Consider the following 20997-nt stretch of genomic DNA (forward strand, 5'->3'; position numbering starts at 1 on the left):
TTTTGCCTTACAAGACGTGTACGATCCTACGGACACCGGCATCCTGTTCGCTGAGCAACTGCGGAACCGAAGTGCGATGCGAGGTGCCGAGGGACCGAGATAGGACGTCGTCAGCTCGTCTTGGCGACCTTCATCGGAGATCCTTGAGCATGACCTTGGCCGCGCTGCGTCCGCTGGCGCCCCAGACGCCGCCGCCCGGATGGGTACTGGCGCCGGTCAGATAGACGCCGTCGATCGTTGTCTTATAACCGGCCAGGTCTGGCAGGGGTCGGAAACCGAACATCTGGTCCATGCTCATTTCCAGATGGGTGACGTCGCCCTGGACGAGGCCGATCCGGCGCTCGATCTCCAGCGGCGACTGGATGTAGCGATCGATCAGCTTGCCCTTCATGTTGGGGGTGTATTCGCAGACCACGTCCCAGATTTTGTCGGCTTCGCGCTCGGCGATGTCATCCCAGTTCTCACCGTCGAGATGGTAGGGATGATAGGAGGACCAACTGTAGAGCAGGTGCTTGCCCTCGGGCGCCAGGGTCGGATCAACGGCGGTGAAGCTCATCTGCATCACCGGCGGATAGTCGGGCGTGCGGCCAACACGGCCCAGGTTCATCGATCGCGTGAGGGTGTCGACGGTGGGACACAGCAACTGCATGCCGTGATGGCATTCGCCCACCCCACGGGTGTTGAGCGCCTGGCCCGCATACGCCGGCAATTCCGAAACCGCCTGGCGCACCATGAAGCCCGACCCGTTCATCACCTTCAGCGCCTCGAGCCGGCGCACCAGGTTCGGCTCGACCAGATCGCGATCAAGCAGCTTCAACAAGGCGGTCTGGACGTGGCATCCAAACAGGACGGTCTTGGCCTGAACCGTCTGGTCGCCGGCGCGGACCTCGAAGCGGGCGCCGTCCGTCGAGGAGAGGCTCGAAACCTTTTCCACCTCCGCATTGGTCAGGATCGTCCCTCCCATGGCTTCGAAGGCGCGGCCCAGGGCGACCGAGACCATGCCCGAGCCGCCGATGGCGCGATAGGCGCCGTCCTCGTGGATCATGCCGTAGTGGCCCAGGATGGTGGCGCTGGAGGCCGCGTCCGGATGTGGGCCATTCTGCGCCCCCAGCCAGACCAGGGCGGCCTTCAATTCCTCACTCTCGAACAGTTCCTCAAGCAGCCGGGTGGAATCGATCAGAACCTGGCGCACGAGGTCGTCGGCCTTGAGCGCGGTGCGCACCGCCCCAGGTCGGGAGAAGGCCGCCTTGATCACAGAGGCGATCGTCTGTCCCATCTGGGGCGGCGCCGACATCGCCGGCCATATCAGCCGCTGGACGTCGGCCCAGGTGGTCATGAACTCGCGATAGGTTTCGGCGTCGCGCGGATTGATCGCCGCAATGCTGTCGCAGGTCTTGTCCAGGCTACGGTAGAAGGTGATGGCCTTGTCCGTGCCCCGAATGGGGTAAAAGCCCCATGGGTCCAACTCAATGTATTCAAGACCGTGCTCGGCGAGACCAAGGTCCTCCATGATGCCCGTGGTCGGGAAAAGCACATGGATCGAGGAGCCTATATCGACCTTGTAGCCGCCGAACATTTCCTCGGTGCAGGCCGCGCCGCCGATCACCGGCCTGCGTTCCAGCACCGCCACCTTCTTGCCCGCCTTGGCAAGATAGCAGGCGCTGACCAGGGCGTTATGGCCCGCGCCGACGACAGCGACATCATAGGTTGGCATCGGAACACTCCTGTTGGAAAGGCGAAGGAGCCGAGGCGGCCCCGAGGAAAAGCTCGACCACCGCCGCCACATGGCGGCGACGGTCCTCTGCGGTCTCGTGGGGGTCGACGCCGAACAACATCCGCCGACGCGGGCCGACGACGGCGGCTTCAAACAGAATAGTGGCGATGCGCTCGATGTCGGGCGCCTCCAACTCATGACGGTCCGCCGCCCCGCCGAGGATCGCGGCGATGACACGCACGGGCTGACCGCTCGAACGGGCGAACATGGATCGCACCAGATCGGGGTCGTGATCGCGCGCCCACAGCAACAGGCGCTCGATGGCCCGCAGTTCGGCTCCTGCCGAGACCTCGAGCATCTCAGAGAGCAGAGAGGCGAGTCCGCTGCGCCAGTCCTCATCCGGCAGCGGCCGACGCAGCGGCGCCAAGCGGGGTTCCACAGCGTGGTTCAACACAGCCAGAAACAGGGCCTGTCGCGTCGGAAAGCGCGCATAGAGAGTGCGCTTGGACACGTGGGCGGCCCGGGCCACGGCGTCGATCGTGACGCTTTCCAGATCGTTCGCACACATGAGTTGCAGCGCGATGCTCAGGATGTGGGTCTCAAGCTTGGCGGCAATCTCATGGGGCGGACGACCGCCTTGGGCAGGGCGCGGTTGCAGCACGAGATCGTTGGTCGCCGCCTTCATCATGGGTTGTTAACGCAAACGGTCCGAAAGCGTTCCGTTTTAGGCTCCTAGAGCCTTTAGACCTCCGCCGGCCCCAGAACAGGTGACCACCACGGACAATAAGTTGGACCCTGCAACCTATGCGACCGATGCAGTACCAACATGTACGCCAGGCCAGTAGGTCAAGTTAGCGACCACACCGGTGTGGCGGCATGCTCGCCCGCCCGAGCGGCCCCGCCGCGACAATTCCATTCTCGTTCGACGTGTTGAACCGAAGGTGCAACATGGCCTGTCCTGGAAGGCAAAGCATGTCGCCCGGCGGCCGCCCTGGGCAAGGCGAAGCGCACCGCTGGCAACCCGGACAGAGCAAAGCCGAGGCGGGATAAAAAGTCAGGATATAGCAGCCGACGATATAAAATCTCTGTCGAAATCGCCTATTCACTCGCCGCAGAGTATAATCGGTGTGAAGTGACTGTATTCAACTTAACGAAGTTTGCGGCCTGCTGCAGGGCCTGATGTGCCTCGGGAATGGGCAAGCCGACCCAGACATGGGGCATATCCGGATACTCGAACATCTGCACGACCCCTGGCGCGCGGCGCGCGACACGGCGAGCGTCGCTATTTAGGAGATCGCGTGTGCCGGATAGAATGGCGACGGGCGGCAGGCCGTCGAAGGAACCGAACAGGGGGCTGACGCGCGAATCCTGCGGGGACACACCATTCGCATAGGCCCTTCCCGCCGCCAACAGTCCCGGCGGCGCGAGGATTGGATCTCGGGGAGCCAGCGCGCGTTGTTCCGGATCGGACAGGGTCACGTCGAGCCAGGGAGAAAATAGCACCAACGAGCCCGGCATCGGGCGTGCATCGTCGCGCAGGGCCATCGTTACCGCTAGTGCGAGACCGCCGCCTGCGGAATCGCCCATGATGGTAATCGTGCCGGCGGCGCTCTTATCCACCAGATGGCCATAGACGCGCCTGACCGCATCATGCGCGGCTTCCCAGCCTGTCGTCGGTGTCAGCGGATAGATCGGAACGGTGACGCTGGCCCCCGTGAGCGCGATGAGGTCTTCGATGATCGTCCAGTGCAGGGAAATCAGGTCCCACGCATAGGCGCCTCCATGAAGATAGAGGATCCGGTGCGCCGACGCGTTCTCGCGCGGCTGCACTATAAAGCTTCGCACCCCCGCGATCTGTTTGTCCCGGATCAGGAACTTGCGCCGCAGACGCCGGCCAGGCAGCGCCGGTCCGTTCTTCTGCTTCTCCAGCGCATCTGCAAGGAAGTTTTCGCCGTCAGTGAACGCCTTTCGCGCGTTCACGAGACGGAGGATTGCGAGCAGGAGTTTCGCTCGTAAACTCGTCATCGGTTTGCCCGCCAGTCGGCGCACTGCGGAGTCTTTAGCATCGCGTCTCTCAATAGCACCAGCCGGACAAATTCCACACACGTAGCCGATGGCCCAGAACAGGAAGGTGACCACATAATCGGCGCTGGTGTGATGGCAAAGACCTTGAGCAAGCTCGACTGGGCAGCGGATCCTGCGATCTCACAGATTGATGCCGTCACCTGCGGACAGCCCCTGATCTGCAAGAAGTAATTTTGAGTTTGAGGGGGTGATCTGCGGGGTGCGGTCATCTGGCCGGCCTGTTGACGCAGTGTGGATGACCGCTGGCCCTGATGGAGTCCGCGGATCGGGTCCCTTTCAGGCAAGCGAGCACAAAGCTCCGACAGCACCTCGGGTTTTCCCGGCTTGCGGCCGCGTTCAGATCGTCACCGTCATTCCCATTCGTCCCTCTGCAGCTTGGGGCGACGACCTTGTGGCCGCCGCGATCTCATTCAGACCGCAATGGGCGGCCTGTAGACGTCTCCTTGGGTCATGACCGCTCAGGGCGATGCGGACGGTCTTGGTGGCCATGGCCACGGTGACCACGCGGGCGGGTTTGTGTTCGAGCAGGGAGCGAACCCTATCGGCCGAGGCCAGGGAGGCTCCGGTTCGGACGCGCCGGATGACCGAGGTCGCTCCTACCACCAGCAGCTTGCGCAGATAGCCGTCGCCCATCCTGGAGATGCGGCCCCGCCGATCCTTGCCGCCGGAAGAGTTCTGTCGGGGAACCAGGCCCAGGAAGGCGGCGAACTCCCGGCCGGACCGGAACAGGGAGGGATCGGTGATGCTGGCCGACAGGGCCGTGGCGCTGATGATCCCGACGCCGGGAATGGTAGCGAGCCTCTGGCTGATCTGGTCCTGGCGATGCCAGGCCAACAATCGGCGTTCGAGTTGATGGATCTGGGCCGCCAGGACCTGTAGTCGATCCGAGCGACGCCTTTGCGTTGCGCGACGGGCCTTACCATTTTTTTGAAAGCAGGTCGTTTAGCGCCGCCTTGTCCAGCATGGCGTCGGCCAGCAGGCGCTTCAGCTTGCCGTTCTCGTCCTCCAGCGCCCGAGGCCGTTGGGCGTCCGACACGCTCATCCCCTCGAACTTGGCCTTACAGGCGTAGATCGTGCCCTCGGATACCCCGTGCTTGCGCGCCAACTCGCCCGCCTTCGCACCCGCCTCGTTCTGCCGCAGAATCCCAATGATCTGCTCTTCTGTGAATCTTGCTCGCTTCATTCCATCCGTCCGTTCAAGGGCCGGACTCTAGGTGTTTGATCCCGGAGTTTGATGGTGCATCTTCGGTGCAAGCTTGGAGGAAATTCTCAGGGGCAAGTCACCTGGGATATGGCAGCGCCAATGGTTTGGCTACGGATGCCTTGACGCCCGCAGCGTCCATCGACGGAAGCCTTGATCCGCTGGACGAGATTTACTCGGGAAAGAAGGCTCACCTCCGCCCGTGCCACGAGGCTGTAATGGCGGCGGGGGAGTCGTTCGGCGAATTCGAGATCGCACCCAAGAAGGGCTCCGCCGCTCTCCGCCGGAAAAAGCAGTTCGCGATGGTTGGCCCTAAAAGCGCCAACAGCATCGAGATCGGCATCAACTTGAAAGCGGAGGTCACGAGCGAACGCATCGTTGCGCAAAAGCCCGGGGGCATGTGTCAGCACGCAGTCCGGGTCTCGTCAGCGCATGACGTGGACCAAGAAGTCGTGTCGGCCATGAAGGAGGCATTCGATGCGGCGGGTTGAGGCCATATTGTAGCTGGCCTCGCCGAATGGTTAGAGCGCGCCAGACGCAAGCTCCAGCCGGACGTGATGGCGGACCGGTGAAGCCCGCCCAATCTTTTTCAAGCGTCCTTGGCCTTTAGGTTGACCGTCAGCTCCGCCAGCTTGGTCATGTACTGATCGCTCTCGTAGATGTCCTTGGTCGCGGCCTTCAGCTTTTTGTCGTCGGCCTTGAGACCCGAGCCCGCCGCGAAGGCCGCTGCTGTCCCGAAGCCCGCGATGCCATAGTGGGACATCCGCTGATATTGCGCGATGATGATGGCGTCAACACGGGACCTTTCTCCGGACCCTCTTCGATGACATGCTTCGTGGCTTCGGCGACTAGGCCTTCCATGCCTCTGAAGTGTTCTTTGGAGACTTTCTCGTCCTGCCCGGCGAGCAGCTCCTTCAGCAGCTCGGTATGCTTTGAAATGCCTTCAACCGATTTGCCGAGCATTTCCTTAAGCGAAGGATCAGAGGTTTTCGGGGCGATCTTCTTCAGCACGCGCTGCATCTGGTCGTTGGCGGACCACAGGTCTTTCAGCTCGTCAGTGTAGAGGCCTTTCAGATCTTCTGGCGTCGACATAGATGTTTCTGCTGGTTGAGTTGATTGGATGTCGTGCGGACGTCCGGAAAGCCGCTTCGGCCCCGTTAGCGATGAGCCAACCATCCGTTCCGGCGAATCCTCCCGTTAGCGCCGGAACAAGAATAGGCTCGATCTTGTTAGGCCCGCTGGAAACCCACGCGATCAGCGTCAGGACTGAGGGCTGTATGCAAACGACAAACTACGAGTTCATCGGATGGGACGCGCTGCTCTATGAGTGGGCGCCCAAGGTGATCGGCGCTGTGCTGATCCTCATCGCGGCTTGGTTTATCGGCAAGGCCGTGAAATGGGCCCTGGCGAAGGGGATCAATCGTATTCCTGGCGCCGCCAAGGCGAGCACCAGTGACAACCCGAAGCACTCGATCGGCGCCAGCCTGGGAGATGTCGCCTTTTGGCTAATCCTCTTGTTCGGTGTCGTCGCCGCCCTCGGCGTCCTGAACCTGGGCCAGGTCGTCGCGCCCCTGAACTCACTGCTCACGCAGGTCGCGTCCTTCGTGCCGAGCGTCCTCGGCGCGGTCCTGATCTTCTTCATTGGGTTTGTAGTCGCGACTTTGGCCAAGCGAGTCGTCGAGGCTGCACTGCAGGCCGCCAACGCGGATCGCTGGCTTGAGAAGGCCGGCCTGACCAAGGCGACGGGCTCGACTGGCGTCAGCACCGCGATCGGCACCCTGGTGTTCGTCCTGATTCTGATCCCCATCACGATCGCGGCGCTGGAGCAGCTGGGCATCGAGTCATTGACGGTTCCGGCGGTTGCCGTGCTGTCGACTGTCTTGGCTGCGATCCCGCATGTTCTCGCCGCTGCCATCGTTTTGGCGGTGGGTTGGTTCATCGGTCGCTGGGTCGCCCAGCTGATCGAACGCATCCTGCCGGCGACTGGGTTCGATCGCAGCATCTCGAGCCTGACGGCTCTGACCGCCACGACTCAGGCGCCGGCCGCGCCGAAGCCGACCACGGCTCCCTATGCCGGTGACGTGACACCGGCCACCGCAATGGCTCTAGGTAGTGATGTGCCCAAGCCGATGACGCCGTCCAGCATCGTGGGCAAGATCGCAATGGCGGCGATCGTCGCCTTCACGGCGGTCGAGGCCGCCAAGCTTCTGCAATTCGGCACGATCGCCGTGACGCTGCAGGAAATCCTGGCCCTGGCCGGACACGTCATCGTCGGCGGGATCATCATCACCGCCGGCGTGCTGATCGGCGGTGTCCTCGCCAACCTGATCGACAAGGGTACTGGCGGCGCCGATGGCTTCGCCTCCACCCTGGTGCGTTGGGCCACGATCGCATTGGCGACGGCCATGGGCCTGCGCTTCATGGGCATCGCCGACGATATCGTCCTTCTCGCCTTCGGCCTGATCCTGGGGGCGGCTGCGGTGGCGGCAGCGCTAGCCTTCGGGCTCGGCGGGCGCGACGCCGCCAGCAAGGTGGCCCAGACGTGGGCCGACAAGGTCACGAAGACCCCGCCTCAGTGAGACCCGCGGCCGACGATCGACGAGATCGCCGGCCGCATTCTTTTCCCCATTTAACGACGAGTTCGATATGACCGATAACCGCGATCGCGACCCTCGCCTGACCCCAGTGGCCCCGGCCTGGCGCAAATACCTCCCCTGGATCATCGGAGCCGTCGTGCTCCTGCTGCTGCTACTCATGCTGACCCGCTGTGGCGACGACCGCGCCGCCATGGATCCCGCAACGACTGACGACGCCGCCGTAGCTCCGACGACCGAGGCGCCGGTCATGCCCGCCACAAATGCTTCCGTTGGGGTTTCGGGGCTGGACGCCTACCTCGCTGGCTCGGACGCCGCCCCGCGCACTTTCGCGTTCGAGCGCGTCAACTTCGACACCGGCAGCAGCACCATTCGGCCCCAGGATCGTCCCGAGATCGCGGCCGTCGCCGCTGTTCTGAGCCGCTACCCGAATGCCAAGATCCGCTTGTACGGCTATGCGGACGCGCGCGGCTCCGACGCCGCGAACCGAACCCTCGCCCAGGCCCGGGCCGACATCGTCCGTTCCGCCCTGACGGCAGCCGGCGTGGATGCCCGCCGGATCGAGGCGCTTTCAGGCGGGGAAACCAATCCCGTCGACAGCAACGCCACCGCCGGAGGACTGGCTGAAAACCGCCGCACGGAACTGGTCGTCGTCCAGCGCTAACCGCACAGGCCGGGGCTAGCGCCCGGGCCATCCACCTTCAGAGGAGATGTCATGAGCTTTTTCGGAAAAATTTGGGACAAGATCACCGGCCATAAGGCGCGTCCGACGACGCCTCAGGCCCAAGCGCCCACGAGCACCCCAGTCTCGGCACAGCCCGTTCCTGCGGCGCCCGCCACTCCCTTCACGCCTCAACCGGTCGATGTGGACCAGATACTCTCCCAAATGGCCGAGATGAAGGGCGGCGGCGGAAACTGGCGGACATCGATCGTCGATCTGCTCAAGCTGCTCGACCTGGATTCCAGCCTCGACGCCCGCAAGGACCTCGCCGAAGAGTTGGGCGTGCACGCTGGCGCTCATGGCTCGGCGGAACAGAACATCGCCCTGTCCAAAGCGGTCTGGCGAAAGCTTGCGGAGAATGGCGGCCAGGTTCCGGCCAGCCTGCGAGACTAATCGAACAGGTCGATGTCGGCTCAACACACTGCTGCGATTCTCCTGCTCGCTCGCCACCTGGATGTGGAAGAGCCTTCGCCTGGGCAATCCAAATGGACGGATATCAAGGCGGCCATCGACGGCCTGAGCGATGATCGCCTTGATGCATCGATCCGCTATTTCGGTCAGGCGGGCTCGCCAGTCACCGCCCGCGCGGCTGAGATGCTGACGGATTTGATGATGGCGAGGATGGTCCGCCTATTGGGCGCGTCGAGATCGGAGCGACAATAGCGCCTCGGACTGGGCGCGGTACAGAGGGTGTCAGTGTGAAGCGCTTCTTGCGAGACAACGGCCTGACCCTAGTGCTGGGGCTCCTGTTCGTTGCCTGTCTGGCCGGTCAGGCGCTCACCGGCCTAACGAGCGAGAGTGCGGACCGCGCCCAGCACGGGGAGCCGGCACTGCACATGGTCGCCTACCTCGGGAGCGGCGCCTTCCTCTCCTCGCTCTTCGAAAACTGGGAGAGCGAGTTTCTGCAAATGTCCACCTACGTCGTTCTGACGGCCTACCTCATGCAACGCGGCTCTCCAGAGTCGAAGGATCTGGACGCCGAAAACCCGCAGGACCGAGACCCCGCTCTCGATGCCGCTCGCGCGGACGCGCCGTGGGCCGTTCGAGCGGGCGGGCTGGTACGGACGATCTACGCCCATTCCTTGGGACTGACGCTGTTCGCGCTGTTTCTGGCCTCGTTCGCACTCCACTTCCTGAACAGCGCCCGCGACGCCGCCGAACAAGCGGCCGCGCATGGGGAGGAGGCGTCCGGTTTGCTGGCCCATCTCGGCGAGGCGGGGTTTTGGTTCGAGAGCTTCCAGAACTGGCAAAGCGAATTCCTCTCGACAGCCGTCCTGGTGGTTCTCAGCATCTTCCTGCGCGAGCGCGGCTCTCCGGAATCAAAGCCCGTGTCCGCGCCACATTCAAAGACCGGCACCGGTTAGTCTCTCTGCTGGATAGGGCCGAGGTCGCTGCTCGGCTCCTTATGAGTTATGGCTCGGCCCCGGCTAGAACGGCTGCCACGCGCCTGTCGGGTCCAGGACGGAGAAACCAACACTTCGGCTTAATCTGCATATGCCGCGTGCGGACTTCTCCCTTGTTCACACAGCCGCCACCGAGCGGTTCGGGGTATACGCCGACCCAATCATGGCCGTGATAAATGCCGACACTGGAGAGGCGGTTCAGGATGCCAATCTTGCCCTCGTCACTATCCTAGACGGACGCCTCAAGGCGGAGCGCGGAGCTTTCGATCAGTCTATTGCAGGTTTGACGATCAGCTCGGCTCTTGTCGATTCCGCTGTGCACCACATCGCCCGCTACGGCTCGGGCCACACCGAGGCTATCGTCACCGCCGACGCCGAGGCGGCCGAGCGTTTCGCCGCCCAGGTCGACAGCGCCATCGTCCTGGTCAACGCCTCCACCCAGTTCGCCGACGGCGGTGAGTTCGGCTTCGGCGGCGAGATCGGCATCTCCACCAACCGCCTGCACGCCCGCGGCCCCGTCGGCGCCGAGCAGCTGACCACCTACAAATACGTCGTCCGCGGCCAGGGCCAGATCCGGCCGTGACAGCAGGAAGCCGGAGACGTCTCCGCCTCCGGCTCCTCGCCGTTCACCTCATCCGGGCCTCAAGCCGCGCGAAGCGCGATGGGCCCGCAGAGCAATCCTATGCTCTGCCCTCGGGCAGAGCATAGGCGATCACATAGTCGCCTTCCGGCGTCTCCATGAAGTGATGGCCGCCGGCCATGATGACCAGGTATTCGCGGCCGTTCTGCTCGTAGATCATGGGGTTGGCCTGGCCGCCCGCGGGCAGGACGTCGGACCAGACGGTCTTGCCGGTCTCGATGTCGATGGCGCGGATCAGGTCGTCGGTCGCCGCGGCGATGAAGATCAGGCCGCTGGCCGTCACCACCGCGCCGCCGTTGTTGGGCGTGCCGATCTCCAGCGGAAGCATCGAGGGGATGCCCCACGGGCCGTTCTTGCGCGCCGTGCCGAACGGACGGTCCCACAGGGTCTGGCCGGTACGCATGTCGATGGCGGTGATCCCGCCATAGGGCGGCTCCTTGCACAACAGGCCCGTCCACTTCACGCGCCAGCCGGCGTTGACGTCGATGGCGTAGGGCACGCCGATCTGCGGGTCGCCGGCGCCTTCGCCCTTGGACAGGCTGCCGCCGCGTTCGGCCGCTTCCTTCTGCTGGGCGATGTAGCGCGGGTCGTCGCGCGGGAACCAGCCCTTTGCATTGGCCTCGGCGCGCGGCACCAGCCGGTTGTAGTTGGGCATGTCGTTGTAGTTGGCCACGATCACGCCGCGCACGGGATCGACCGCCACGCCGCCCCAGTCCGAGCCGCCGTTATAGCCCGGATAGTTGATGTAGTGGTTGGTCGAGGGCGGGGTGTAATAGCCTTGATAGTTCGCCTTCTTGAAGTTGATGCGGCAGAACATCTGGTCGATCGGGGACATGCCCCACATGTCGGCCTCGACCAGGTTCGGCTTGCGCAAGGTGGCGAACAGCGAGAACGGCTGGGTCGGCGAACGCTGGCCCTGTTCGGTCCCGCCGGTGGTCGGCACCGGCCGTTCCTCGACCCGGTGCAGCAGTTGTCCGGTGGCGCGGTTGAAGACGTACATGTCGCCTTGCTTGGTCGGCACCAGCAGCGCCGGTACCACGCCCGCCGCCGTCGGGAAGTCGATCAGCGTCGCCTGCGAGCCGTGGTCGAAGTCCCACACGTCGTTGTGGACGGTCTGGTAGTGCCAGCGCGGTTTGCCCGTCGTCACGTCCAGGGCGACGATGGAGGTCGAATACTGCTTCTCCAGCGGGCGGCGCGAACTGGACCAGTAGTCGGCCGAGGAGTTGCCCATCGGCAGATAGACCAGACCCAGATTCTCGTCGACAGAGGCCGTCGTCCACATGTTGGGGGTGCCGGGCGTATAGGTCTCGCCCTCCGGCGGCAGGCCGTTGCGGTCCGGACGCATCATGTCCCAGGCGAAGCGCAGTTCGCCCGTCTCGACGTCGAAGCCCTGGATCACGCCCGAGGCGTTCCACCGCTTCTGGCCGTCCAGAACCTGGTGGCCCGTGACGATAACGCCACGCACGATGACGGGCGCCGAGGTGATCGACACCATGCCGGGATAGGGGTCGCCCATGCCGACCTTGATGCTGACCGCGCCGTTCTGGCCGAAGGCCGGGCACGGACGCCCGGTGCGGGCGTCCACGGCGATGATGCGGCCGTCCAGGGTGCCTTCGATGATCTTGACCGCGCAGGGTTCGGCCGGATTGGCGTTCGCCCGGGCATGATAGGCCACGCCGCGGCAGGCGGCCGTGTAGGGAATCTGGTCGTCGGCGACCTGCGGATCATAGGTCCACTTCTGCTGGCCCGTATTGGCATCCAGGGCGAACAGCTTGTTTCGGGCCGAGCACAGATAAACGGTGTCGCCGATCTTCAGCGGCGTGGTCTCCGCCCCCCACCGCTCGCCGGGCAGGTCGCCGGTGCGGAAGGTCCAGGCGCGTTCCAGGCGGCCGACGTTGTCCTTGTTGATCTGGGTCAGCGGCGTATAGCGCTGCGCGCTGTCGGTGCCGCCCCAGGCGGGCCAGTCCGCGCCCGTCTTCAGCAGGGCGGGATCGTTGTAGCTTCCGCGCGCGCCGGGCACCGGGTGGTCGATCTGCGCCTTGTTGGCCTGGGCGATGACGACGCCGAAGATCAGGGTCAGAACCGCCAGACCGGCCGCCGATCCGGCGGCCAGCCGCCCCGCGCCGCGCCGCAGCGCCGGCAGGGTCGCGATGACCAAGAACATCAGCACCAGCGGCCCGACCAGGCGCGGCACCAGGGCCCAACCGTTCAAGCCCTTTTCCCAGAAGGCCCAGATCAGCGTCGCCAAGAAGGTCGCGGCGTATATCCACGCCCCACGCACGTCGCGCAGCACCAGCAACACGCCCGAGGCGATAAGCGCCAGGCCAGCCAGGACATAGTACCAGGAGCCGCCCAGAGCGGCCAACTGCACCCCGCCGACGGTCAGGATCAGACCGATCACGGCCAGCAGGACGCCGAGAAGCAGGGTCAGCCAGCCTCCCAGACGGGTTGGCGTTGTCCATCGTGGCATGAGAGCCCCCTGAAACTGCGGATCAAGGAACGGCAACGCTGTCTCAGAGGCGGAGTTCCAAACATACATTCCCCAAGTGGCATGCCGTCTGACGTGAGTTTCGCCTGAATCCGACCGCAGGACAATCATTTTCCGTCCCGAGCGGCGTCGTCGGGGGCGCAAGGCGCTGAGACAGGGCAGATCGGCCCGCGAAGCCGCCGTGTTGTGCCCTGGTGGCGGTGTTTTTCAGCGCAGCGGACAGACCCATCCTGCCGTTTTCGTTCAGTTTGGGCGTGGATGGCGGTCATGCGCATAGCGGAGGCGCTCGCAATCGGCGGATGGCGGCGAGGATGGCGCGGACCATCGGACCGGTGACGGCCACCTCGGCCAGCTGGAAGGTGATGGCGCGGGCATGGCGGACGACACGTGCCCCGATCTTGATCAGCTTCAGTTGCAGGCTGGTCAACGACCAGTCGGCCATCGTCTCGGGCAACTCGATGCAGCGCAAGAAGATGGCCAGGTTGTAGGCCAGCGCATGCAGTTGCAGTCGCACCTCATTGTCGCGGAACTTCCGGCATGACAGCCGCGTCCAGTGGAAGGCATATTTACCTTCCTTGATGTGCTGCTCGGCGGTGCCGCGCTGGTTATAGAACCGCACCACCCAGTCGGGCTCCATCGGCAGGTTGGTGACGATGAAGCCGACACGCGGGAACAGTTCGCCCGGATGCCATTCGATCTTGGCGATCACCCGGCGTTCCTTGTCCCAGGATGCCGCCTGATACTCGAAGTCTTCGTAGAAGCGCTTGACCTTGGTCAGCGAAGGTCGCCCGACAGGGCGCGTCAGCCGATGCGCGATCTTCTCGCGCAGGACGTTGTTCGCAGGCAGCCGGATGGCGTAGAAGAATCGGGCTTCTTCCAGCCGCTCATAGATCGCGGGGATCGCGTAGGCGGCGTCAGCCCGGAAGAACCGGCCGCAAAGGTCGCGCTCCGCGTAGCGGGCGATGACGGGGTCGAGAACGTCCCGCCAGCCATCGGCGCTGTGGACGTTGCCATGGCGCAAGGCGCAGCGCTCCAGCATGCCGAACTGGTTGAACAAAAAGTTCGGGTGATAGCAGGTGCAGTCGAAATGCCCGTTCCAGGCCGCGCCCTCCTGATCGCCATGGGTGGGGCTGACCGAACTGTCCATGTCCAGAACGATGTACTTCAGCCCGTTACGGTCATGGAACCGGTCGATCCATTGGCCATTCAGGTCGGCCAGCGCGGCACGGTTCTCGGGCTGTGCCAGTGTCTCGGTCTCGAACCGTCCCATCTGCGAGGCCGAGGCCGCTTGCGCATCGACAGCCCTTCCACCCACGACCTGGCGCATCACCGGATCGAGGGCCAGGCGGTCGGCGTCGTTCACATCCTCGTATCCGGCCAGTCGCCCGAACACCGATTGCCGGAACAACCCGTCAAGCCGGTGGACCGTGTTCTTGCCGCGCCGGGTGTCGCGCAATGCTTTTGCCGCCAGATCGGACAGCCCGAGCGCGTCATCCAACTCGCGCATCACCAGCAGGCCGCCGTCGGAACTGAGCTGCGCACCTCGGAACTCCACATGCACCCGGCGGTCGAACTCGACCCGATCTGCCCGCTTCGAACCCGCACCCTCTGGGTGATCCATCAAACGCGCCCCTCACGGCCATCAACACCATGATTTATATCGGAAATATTGAGATCCTGACAGCAAAATCAGCGATTTACTTGGGGAATGTGGGCTTAAGCGTCCTATTGAATAGGCGCGGGGAGACAAATTGTGAGTGACGATAAGAGCAAGTCAGGCGATCAGGATCGTGAATTGATCAGCCTGACCGAGGAGTATGAAGTCCAGGACTGGGCTAAGAAGTTTGGCGTGACCCAGGCCGCCTTGCGTAAGGCGGTTCGCAAAGTTGGAAACAAGGCCGACGACGTCGAACGGGAGCTCAAGGCCTGATGCGCCTGCAAACGACTCTGATGGTGGCCATTGCCGGGTTGCTCCTGAGTCTCGCTATCTGGTGGGCGACCGGGGGCAAGTTCGCTTTCTTCTTCCTGCCCATCTTGCTCGGATTGCCGATGCTAGGGCGGAACCGGCGCTGACGGTTGGCCAATGGCCATCGAGCATTCAGTCGATGCGGTTCGTAGACGCGTGTTCGTCACCCCGCCGCCCACAGCGCGAGGGTCCGCCGTGAGCGATCTCATCATCTCGTTGGTCGGGGCGCGGCCTGAGTTCGCGAGTTGGGACTGGGTTCATGACATCCGAAACGCCAGCGGCGAGGCGGGCCAGGAGGATGTCAGTCGTGTGGCCAGCGCCTTTTCATTGGCATTGGCCGGAGAGCCTGCGCCTGCCGCGATGACGATCTTTATCACCCAGGATCCTGGATTTCCGCTTTGGGCCAAGGTCATGGATGGCTTGTTCCCCGGGCGGCGACATCTAACGGCGGCCACCCCGGCAATGGCCCTGACCCTCCTCGAGACCGCTCGGACCGGTTGACCTGCAGGCGGCCATGATTGTCCGCAACCGTGAAGCCGCCGCGGCTCAATCGTCTCCCAAGATATCGCGTATGCGCGTCGCCAACGCCTCCATCGCGAACGGCTTGGTGATCATGGTCATCCCATGCTCCAGGAATCCGGAGGCCAAAGCCGCGTTCTCGGCGTAGCCGGTCATGAACAGGACTTTGAGGTTGGCGCGAAGTTCGCGGCCGGCGTCAGCCACCTGTCGTCCGTTAAGCCCGGGGAGGCCGATGTCTGTAATCAGTAGATCGATGCGCCGTTTCGACTGAAGGATTTCGAGTCCTTTGGGTCCGTCGGAGGCTTCCAACGTACGGTATCCGAGGTCCTCCAAAACGGAGACGATCAGTCCGCGCACGACGTCCTCGTCCTCGACGACCAGGACGGTTTCCCCTTCCTCGGCGCCGTGTGCGTCGCTGAGAGAGAGGGGTCCGTCGTGCTCCTCGGCCTCGCCGATATGGCGCGGCAGATAGAGCTTGATCGTCGTCCCCTTGCCGATCTCGCTGTAGATTTTGGCGTAGCCCTCGGACTGGCGCGCGAACCCGTAGATCATCGACAGACCGAGGCCGGTTCCCTGACCAATAGGCTTGGTGGTGAAGAAGGGATCGAACGCCTTGGCGATCGTGCGAGCGTCCATGCCCGTGCCTGTGTCGGTCACGCAGATGCAGACATACTGTCCGGGTCGCACATCGCGCTGGCTGGCGGCGTAGATGGAATCCAGGTGGGCGTTGCAGGTCTCGATTGTCAGGCGGCCGCCGTCCGGCATGGCGTCCCGGGCGTTGATGACGAGGTTGAGAATCGCGCTTTCAAGTTGGTTGGGATCGCATTGCGTAAGCCACAGGCCGCCGGCCAGGGCGAGCTCTAGCTCGATCCGCTCGCCCATGGTGCGCCGGATCAGATCCTCCATCGACGCGACCAGAGGGTTGGCGCGGACGGCACGGGGAGCGAGGGGCTGGCGCCGCGAGAAGGCGAGCAGGCGGTGTGTCAGCGCCGCCGCGCGATTGGCCGAGGTCATCGCGCCGGTCATAAAGCGGTCGATCTCGCTTATCCGCCCTTCGCCGATGCGTTTCTGAACGAGGTCGAGGCTGCCCGTGATGCCCTGCAGCAGGTTGTTGAAGTCGTGGGCAATACCGCCAGTGAGCTGGCCGACGGCCTCCATCTTCTGGCTCTGCCGCAGCGCGTCTTCGGTCGCGCGCTGCTCCGTCACATCGCGTCCAAATCCATAGATCGTGTTCGTGTCACGGACGAAGTTCCAGACCACCTGTCTCACCGCGTCGTCGGCGGCCCGCATGTCGACCTGACGCTCGCTCGGCGGCGTCGGGCCGACGATGTCATTGAGCAATGTTGTTCTGGATGCCTCATCGCCGCTTAGGAACTCATCGAACCGATGTTGAACGGTTCGAGCCGTCGACCAGCCTAAGCATGAACTCCAGGCGGGATTGACCTTCAAGATCTCGCCGGACCCTGATGCAACCACCTTCAGCACTGGCGAGACCGACCAGATCCGCTCCTGGTCGCGAGCGATCGCCCGCTCCTCGGTGATGTCGCGCCCGACCGCGTGGATGCGCCCGGCGTCGGGGACTGCGGTCCAATCGAGCAGACGGTAGGTCCCGTCCCTGCAGCGATAGCGGTTCTCGAAGGCCAGGGTCGTGGCACCCTGTTCCAGCTTGCCGACTTCCTGGGCGGTGCTCGCTAGATCGTCGGGATGGGTGAATTCGGCCAGTGATCGGCCGGCCATTTCACCGACTTCCCAGCCAAGCAGCCGCGTCGCCGAGGGGTTAACGGCGGTGATGATGCCCTCAAAGTCGCAGACCAACATGAGGTCCTGGGACATGGTCCAAAGCCTGTCACGATCGCGAGCGTTCGCCGCCTCCACGCTCTTCTGGTCATGGATATCGGTGTTGCTTCCGACCCAATGGCTGATCAGGCCGTCCGCGCCTCGGATCGGCAGCGCGCGCACCAGGTGCCAGCGATAGTCGCCGTCGGCCCGGCGGATTCGGAACTCGGCTTCGTAAATCTCGCCCGTTGCGACGGAATGTCCCCACCGGGCCGCCGCCGCGGTCAAATCCTCCGAATGAACGATCTCGCCCCAACCTTCGCCGACCAGATCACGTTCGTTGCGTCCGCTATATGCGACGACCTGGCGATTGAACCAATCAAGCCCGCCATCCGGCTGTGCCGTCCAAATCTGGTTCGGAAGGCCCTGCGCCAGCGACCGGAATTGCGCTTCACTCTGCTCGAGCGCCGCCTGGACCCGACGCTGCTCGGTGACGTCCTGGATGACGCCCACCATAGCCGTGGGTCGGCCCGCATCGTCCCGTTCAAACTCCGCTCGCCGGGACAGAACGCGTTCCTCGCCCGTGTCTGCGCGCCGGACGCGGTATTCCACGGTCCGATCCGCGTCGCCCGCCGAGCGCCGGGCCTCGTTCGAGGCCTTGCCCGCATCCTCCGGCACGATGAGCGTTTCGATCTCGCTGGCTGGAACACTGTCGCAGACCTCAAGTCCGAAGATGCGGCAGAAAGCCGTCGAGCCCGTGATCAAGTTGGTCGCTAGGTCCAGCGTGAAGACACCGACGCCGCCCGCCTCTTGGGCGCGGTCCAACTGGTCAGCCGTGCGGGCGAGCGCCTGGGCCGCCATGTGCTCGTCGGTCCGATCACGCAGCACCTTGACGAAGCCTGCGACCGCTCTCTGCTCATCCAGTAGAGGGGTCATCTGACCCATGGCCCAAAAACGGTCGCCCGACTTGCGCATGTGCCAACGCTCGTCAGCCACTGATCCGTCTTTCAAGGCCCCCTGCATTTCAGCTTCCGGAACACCCGCCTCTCTGTCCTCGGGCGTGAAGAAGAGGGTCGCCGGCTTGCCGAGCATGTCAGCCTCGGTCCAGCCAAGGATATTCTCGGCCCCCCGGTTCCAACGCGTGACCTTGCCTTCGAGGTCGCTGGCGATGATCGCGTAGTCCGTGGCGCTGTCGAGGATCTGGCGACTGCGCGCCTCGCCCGCTTTCATCTGGTTCTCGACGAGGGTCCGTTCAGTGACGTCGGATCCTTCGACGAAGATCCCGACGGTTTCTCCCGCCTGATCCTTCAGCGGTTGATAGACGAAGTCGACATAGCGTTCGTCGGCCGGTTCCTCTGGGTTCGCCTGAACCGCATATTTGGCCCCGTTGGCGGCGAAGGCTTCTCCCGTGTTGAACACGCGGTTCAGCAGCTCCAAGTAGCCCTGTTCGACCGCATCGGGTAACGCCTCGGCGATGGTCCGTCCGACAACCTCCCGCTCGCCGATGAGGCGCATGAAGCCGGGATTGGCCAGCTCAATCCGATGTTCCGGTCCGGCGAGCAGGGCGATGAAACTCGGCGCCTGCTGGAACATGCGGCGCAGACGATCTTGTTCTCCTTGAAGCCATCGCTCGGCCCGAACTCTCTCCGTCGTTTCGGTCACGATCGCGATGACGCCGCACGGAACGCCGCGGTCATCGAGCGCCGGCGAGTAGTCCAGGTCCATCCAGACCTGCTCCGGCGCGCCATGCCGGTTCAGCGTCAACTCCTGGTCTTTGTAGGCGAGTGTCCCTCCCGCCAGCACGACCTTCATGACATTGTCGTTGAACTCGGCCACTTCAGGCCAACCGTCCCGCACCCCCAGGCCCAATTGGCCTGGATGCCGCCCACCGGCGAACACCGAGTAGGCGTCGTTGTAGATCATTGTGCCGACCTCGCCCCAGAGGCTGACGATCGGTACATGGGACCTGAGAATAAAGCCAAGGGCGGCGGTCATATGGGATGGCCAGGACCCAATAGGTCCAAGCGGCGTAGTGGACCAGTCGTACGCTGCGACCAGCGCTCCGACCTCGCCGCCATCACGGAGAAAGCTAGGCGCTGGGCTGGTCGGCAGGCGGTCAGAGATCATCAGGAATCCGGACGTCCCCCGGGACGCTACGCGCTCCAAACGCATAAAATGCCTTTGGGTTCAGAGAAATCTGTGACCGCAAAAGAGCCACGAAAGCAGACGGTTAAATCACGGCCAGTTGGAACGGTGGCGTGGCGTCATGGTTGAGTAGCGCATGACCGTCGCTGCCCGCCATGTCGTCCTTGTCGTCGATGACGAACCCATTCTGCGAATGAATGCTATCGAAGCATTTAGAGATCTCGGTTGCGAGGCTTACGAGGCGGGTGACGCGAAGGAAGCGCTCGCAGTATTGGAAGAGCACCCCGACATCTCGGTACTTTTCACCGACATCAATATGCCAGGTGGACAGGATGGGCTCGCCCTCGCGGGCGCGGTCCATGATCGACGACCCGACGTTCGTCTGATCATCACGTCGGGGCGGGAACAACCTGCCCCAGTCGATATTCCCGACGACGGACAGTTCGTACCCAAGCCCTATCATTTGGACGTGATAACTGACCTCGTATTGGAGCTTCCCCTGGCGCGCGTGTGATCGTGGGCTCCAACATCTCGTTACGACCATCTGCGCGGTGCTGTCGTGCAACTGGATCAGCCGGCTTCGCTCCACCTGCGACATCCCGGTAGCTCGCCAGCCGGACGTATACGGCCTCGATCTTGGCCACGGTCTCGAATAAATCCATGGCCGCTCCGGGTCAGCGATGTTTAGCGATCCGGTAGATGCTGCGCTAGTGGAACGCCGGCAGTTTAGTGAGCCTGGACGTAAGCTTCGAGTTCTGGCACCTAAATGCAAACTGAGACCTGCTCCTGCACTGGATGAGGGTGGCCGAGAGTGACGTGACCCCCGTTTCTCATCCAGCCATAACGAGAGTGCTTTGCTGATCTGAACTTGGGTTGGTGGGGTTGGCAAGAGGCCGGTCAGCGAAGCCTTCAACCAGCGCAGCAGACCGGCCGCTCTGTCCGGTGAGCGCCTGTGCGTAGGCCTTCGGCGTCAGCCATCCCAGCTTCGAGTGAGGCCGGGTTTCGTTGTAGTCGCGCCGCCAGGCTTCGAGCACCGCCCGGGCGTGCGGCAGGGATCGGAACAGCGTCTCGTTCAATAGCTCGTCACGCAGCCGGCCGTTGAAGCTCTCGTTGAAGCCGTTCTGCTGAGGCTTGCCCGGCGCGATGTAATGCCAGCCCACGCCGGCGTCGTCGGCCCAGGCCAGGATGGCGTTGGACGTGTACTCCGTGCCGTTGTCGCTGATGATCGTCTCGGGCCGCCCACATCGGAGGATGATGGCGTCCAACTCGCGCGCCACTCGTCGGCCCGACAGCGACCCGAATCCGATAAGCGCGGGGACCGCGGGAGACGCCGCACGGCGGGGCGGATCAAGCGCGGTGGTGGGAATGGCGGCGAACCCGCATGAAGCCCACCAGGCCGATCGCCATCGGATCGGCCGGGGCCGGCCTCCTCGGGCCGGCCCGCAGCCGGCGGAAAGTTATCCGCCTGACTTGAAAACCGCCGATCCGCACGTGCAGGATTGATGTCGCAGGGGCGTCGCCTCGGCATTCACGCTCAGGGACCGCCGGTCCCTCTCACATCAAAACTGAAACTTTTGAAACTGCGGAGGCCCCTCCGCAGCGTGGAGAGATGTGATGTCGAAGACAACGAACGGACCAGCCTGGCTGACGTCTATTGAGCAGGGAAACGTGCCGACAGGAGGCGCTCGTGGCTAAGCGTTGCGCTCCTGTCACGCGCGTGGGCGGCAAGGTCAGTCCACGCCGAA

At 63.8% G+C, this 20997-nt stretch carries 15 protein-coding genes and 5 pseudogenes; 10 read left to right on the plus strand and 10 right to left on the minus strand.

Going from position 1 to position 20997, the window contains the following annotated elements; genetic code table 11:
- Positions 1-130 precede the first annotated feature (130 nt).
- The 5 genes and pseudogenes from E7T10_RS04615 to E7T10_RS04635 all read right to left on the minus strand — a co-directional run.
- Complete coding sequence (locus E7T10_RS04615; RefSeq protein WP_017504309.1) at positions 131-1714, minus strand: NAD(P)/FAD-dependent oxidoreductase; 1584 nt, start codon at positions 1712-1714, stop codon at positions 131-133.
- The gene (locus E7T10_RS04620; protein WP_017504310.1) at positions 1701-2402 is read right to left on the minus strand and encodes a TetR/AcrR family transcriptional regulator; all 702 of its coding nucleotides are present in this window, start codon (positions 2400-2402) and stop codon (positions 1701-1703) included. The genes E7T10_RS04615 and E7T10_RS04620 overlap by 14 nt, the downstream gene beginning before the upstream one ends.
- Before the next feature lie 410 nt (positions 2403-2812).
- Entirely contained in the window at positions 2813-3853 is a 1041-nt protein-coding gene (locus E7T10_RS04625; protein ID WP_017504311.1) for an alpha/beta hydrolase, read from the minus strand.
- Positions 3854-4209: 356 nt separating this feature from the next.
- Positions 4210-4669: pseudogene (locus E7T10_RS04630) on the minus strand (transposase); the annotation flags it as partial.
- 11 nt (positions 4670-4680) lie between these two features.
- A pseudogene (locus E7T10_RS04635) lies at positions 4681-4982 on the minus strand (transposase); the annotation flags it as partial.
- 140 nt (positions 4983-5122) lie between these two features.
- Here E7T10_RS04635 and E7T10_RS04640 point away from each other — a divergent pair.
- Positions 5123-5491 carry a DUF5655 domain-containing protein gene (locus E7T10_RS04640; RefSeq protein WP_137720903.1) on the plus strand — a complete coding sequence of 123 codons (369 nt, stop codon included), beginning with the start codon at positions 5123-5125 and terminating at the stop codon, positions 5489-5491.
- Positions 5492-5589: 98 nt separating this feature from the next.
- Here the strand turns inward: E7T10_RS04640 and E7T10_RS04645 are convergent.
- Positions 5590-6176, minus strand: a pseudogene (locus E7T10_RS04645) (DUF892 family protein).
- On the opposite strand from E7T10_RS04645, the gene E7T10_RS04650 reads away from it, so the two are divergent.
- The 6 genes and pseudogenes from E7T10_RS04650 to proA form a co-directional block, all read left to right on the plus strand.
- The gene (locus E7T10_RS04650) at positions 6095-7579 is read left to right on the plus strand and encodes a mechanosensitive ion channel (RefSeq protein WP_246846107.1); all 1485 of its coding nucleotides are present in this window, start codon (positions 6095-6097) and stop codon (positions 7577-7579) included. The pseudogene E7T10_RS04645 and the gene E7T10_RS04650 sit on opposite strands and share 82 nt — an antisense overlap.
- Before the next feature lie 67 nt (positions 7580-7646).
- A complete protein-coding gene (locus E7T10_RS04655; protein ID WP_137720904.1) occupies positions 7647-8258 on the plus strand; it encodes an OmpA family protein in 612 nt (203 codons plus the stop codon).
- A 51-nt stretch (positions 8259-8309) separates the two neighbouring features.
- Complete coding sequence (locus E7T10_RS04660; protein WP_137720905.1) at positions 8310-8708, plus strand: DUF3597 domain-containing protein; 399 nt, start codon at positions 8310-8312, stop codon at positions 8706-8708.
- A 12-nt stretch (positions 8709-8720) separates the two neighbouring features.
- Positions 8721-8978, plus strand: coding sequence for a hypothetical protein (locus E7T10_RS04665; protein ID WP_137720906.1), 258 nt, complete (start codon positions 8721-8723; stop codon positions 8976-8978).
- Positions 8979-9013: 35 nt separating this feature from the next.
- Entirely contained in the window at positions 9014-9679 is a 666-nt protein-coding gene (locus E7T10_RS04670) for a DUF6766 family protein (protein ID WP_137720907.1), read from the plus strand.
- Positions 9680-10007: 328 nt separating this feature from the next.
- Positions 10008-10301, plus strand: a pseudogene (gene proA, locus E7T10_RS04675) (gamma-glutamyl-phosphate reductase); the annotation flags it as partial.
- A 97-nt stretch (positions 10302-10398) separates the two neighbouring features.
- On the opposite strand, the gene E7T10_RS04680 reads toward proA, so the two are convergent.
- Entirely contained in the window at positions 10399-12828 is a 2430-nt protein-coding gene (locus E7T10_RS04680) for a membrane-bound PQQ-dependent dehydrogenase, glucose/quinate/shikimate family (protein ID WP_039247742.1), read from the minus strand.
- Positions 12829-13111: 283 nt separating this feature from the next.
- Positions 13112-14467 (minus strand): IS1380-like element ISKpn23 family transposase, encoded by a 1356-nt coding sequence (locus E7T10_RS04685; RefSeq protein ID WP_003168745.1) that lies wholly within the window; start codon positions 14465-14467, stop codon positions 13112-13114.
- A 132-nt stretch (positions 14468-14599) separates the two neighbouring features.
- On the opposite strand from E7T10_RS04685, the gene E7T10_RS04690 reads away from it, so the two are divergent.
- Positions 14600-14776, plus strand: coding sequence for a DUF3606 domain-containing protein (locus tag E7T10_RS04690; protein ID WP_137720908.1), 177 nt, complete (start codon positions 14600-14602; stop codon positions 14774-14776).
- Positions 14777-15007: 231 nt separating this feature from the next.
- Positions 15008-15313: a hypothetical protein gene (locus E7T10_RS04695; RefSeq protein ID WP_137720909.1), complete on the plus strand. Its 306-nt coding sequence runs from the start codon at positions 15008-15010 to the stop codon at positions 15311-15313.
- A 45-nt stretch (positions 15314-15358) separates the two neighbouring features.
- Here E7T10_RS04695 and E7T10_RS04700 read toward each other — a convergent pair whose 3' ends face one another.
- Complete coding sequence (locus E7T10_RS04700; protein WP_137720910.1) at positions 15359-19102, minus strand: PAS domain-containing sensor histidine kinase; 3744 nt, start codon at positions 19100-19102, stop codon at positions 15359-15361.
- Positions 19103-19388: 286 nt separating this feature from the next.
- On the opposite strand from E7T10_RS04700, the gene E7T10_RS04705 reads away from it, so the two are divergent.
- The gene (locus E7T10_RS04705) at positions 19389-19766 is read left to right on the plus strand and encodes a response regulator (protein ID WP_137720911.1); all 378 of its coding nucleotides are present in this window, start codon (positions 19389-19391) and stop codon (positions 19764-19766) included.
- 316 nt (positions 19767-20082) lie between these two features.
- Here E7T10_RS04705 and E7T10_RS04710 read toward each other — a convergent pair.
- Positions 20083-20565: pseudogene (locus E7T10_RS04710) on the minus strand (integrase core domain-containing protein); the annotation flags it as partial.
- Positions 20566-20997: the final 432 nt, after the last annotated feature.

The organism is Brevundimonas sp. SGAir0440 (genome assembly GCF_005484585.1).
Lineage (GTDB): Bacteria > Pseudomonadota > Alphaproteobacteria > Caulobacterales > Caulobacteraceae > Brevundimonas.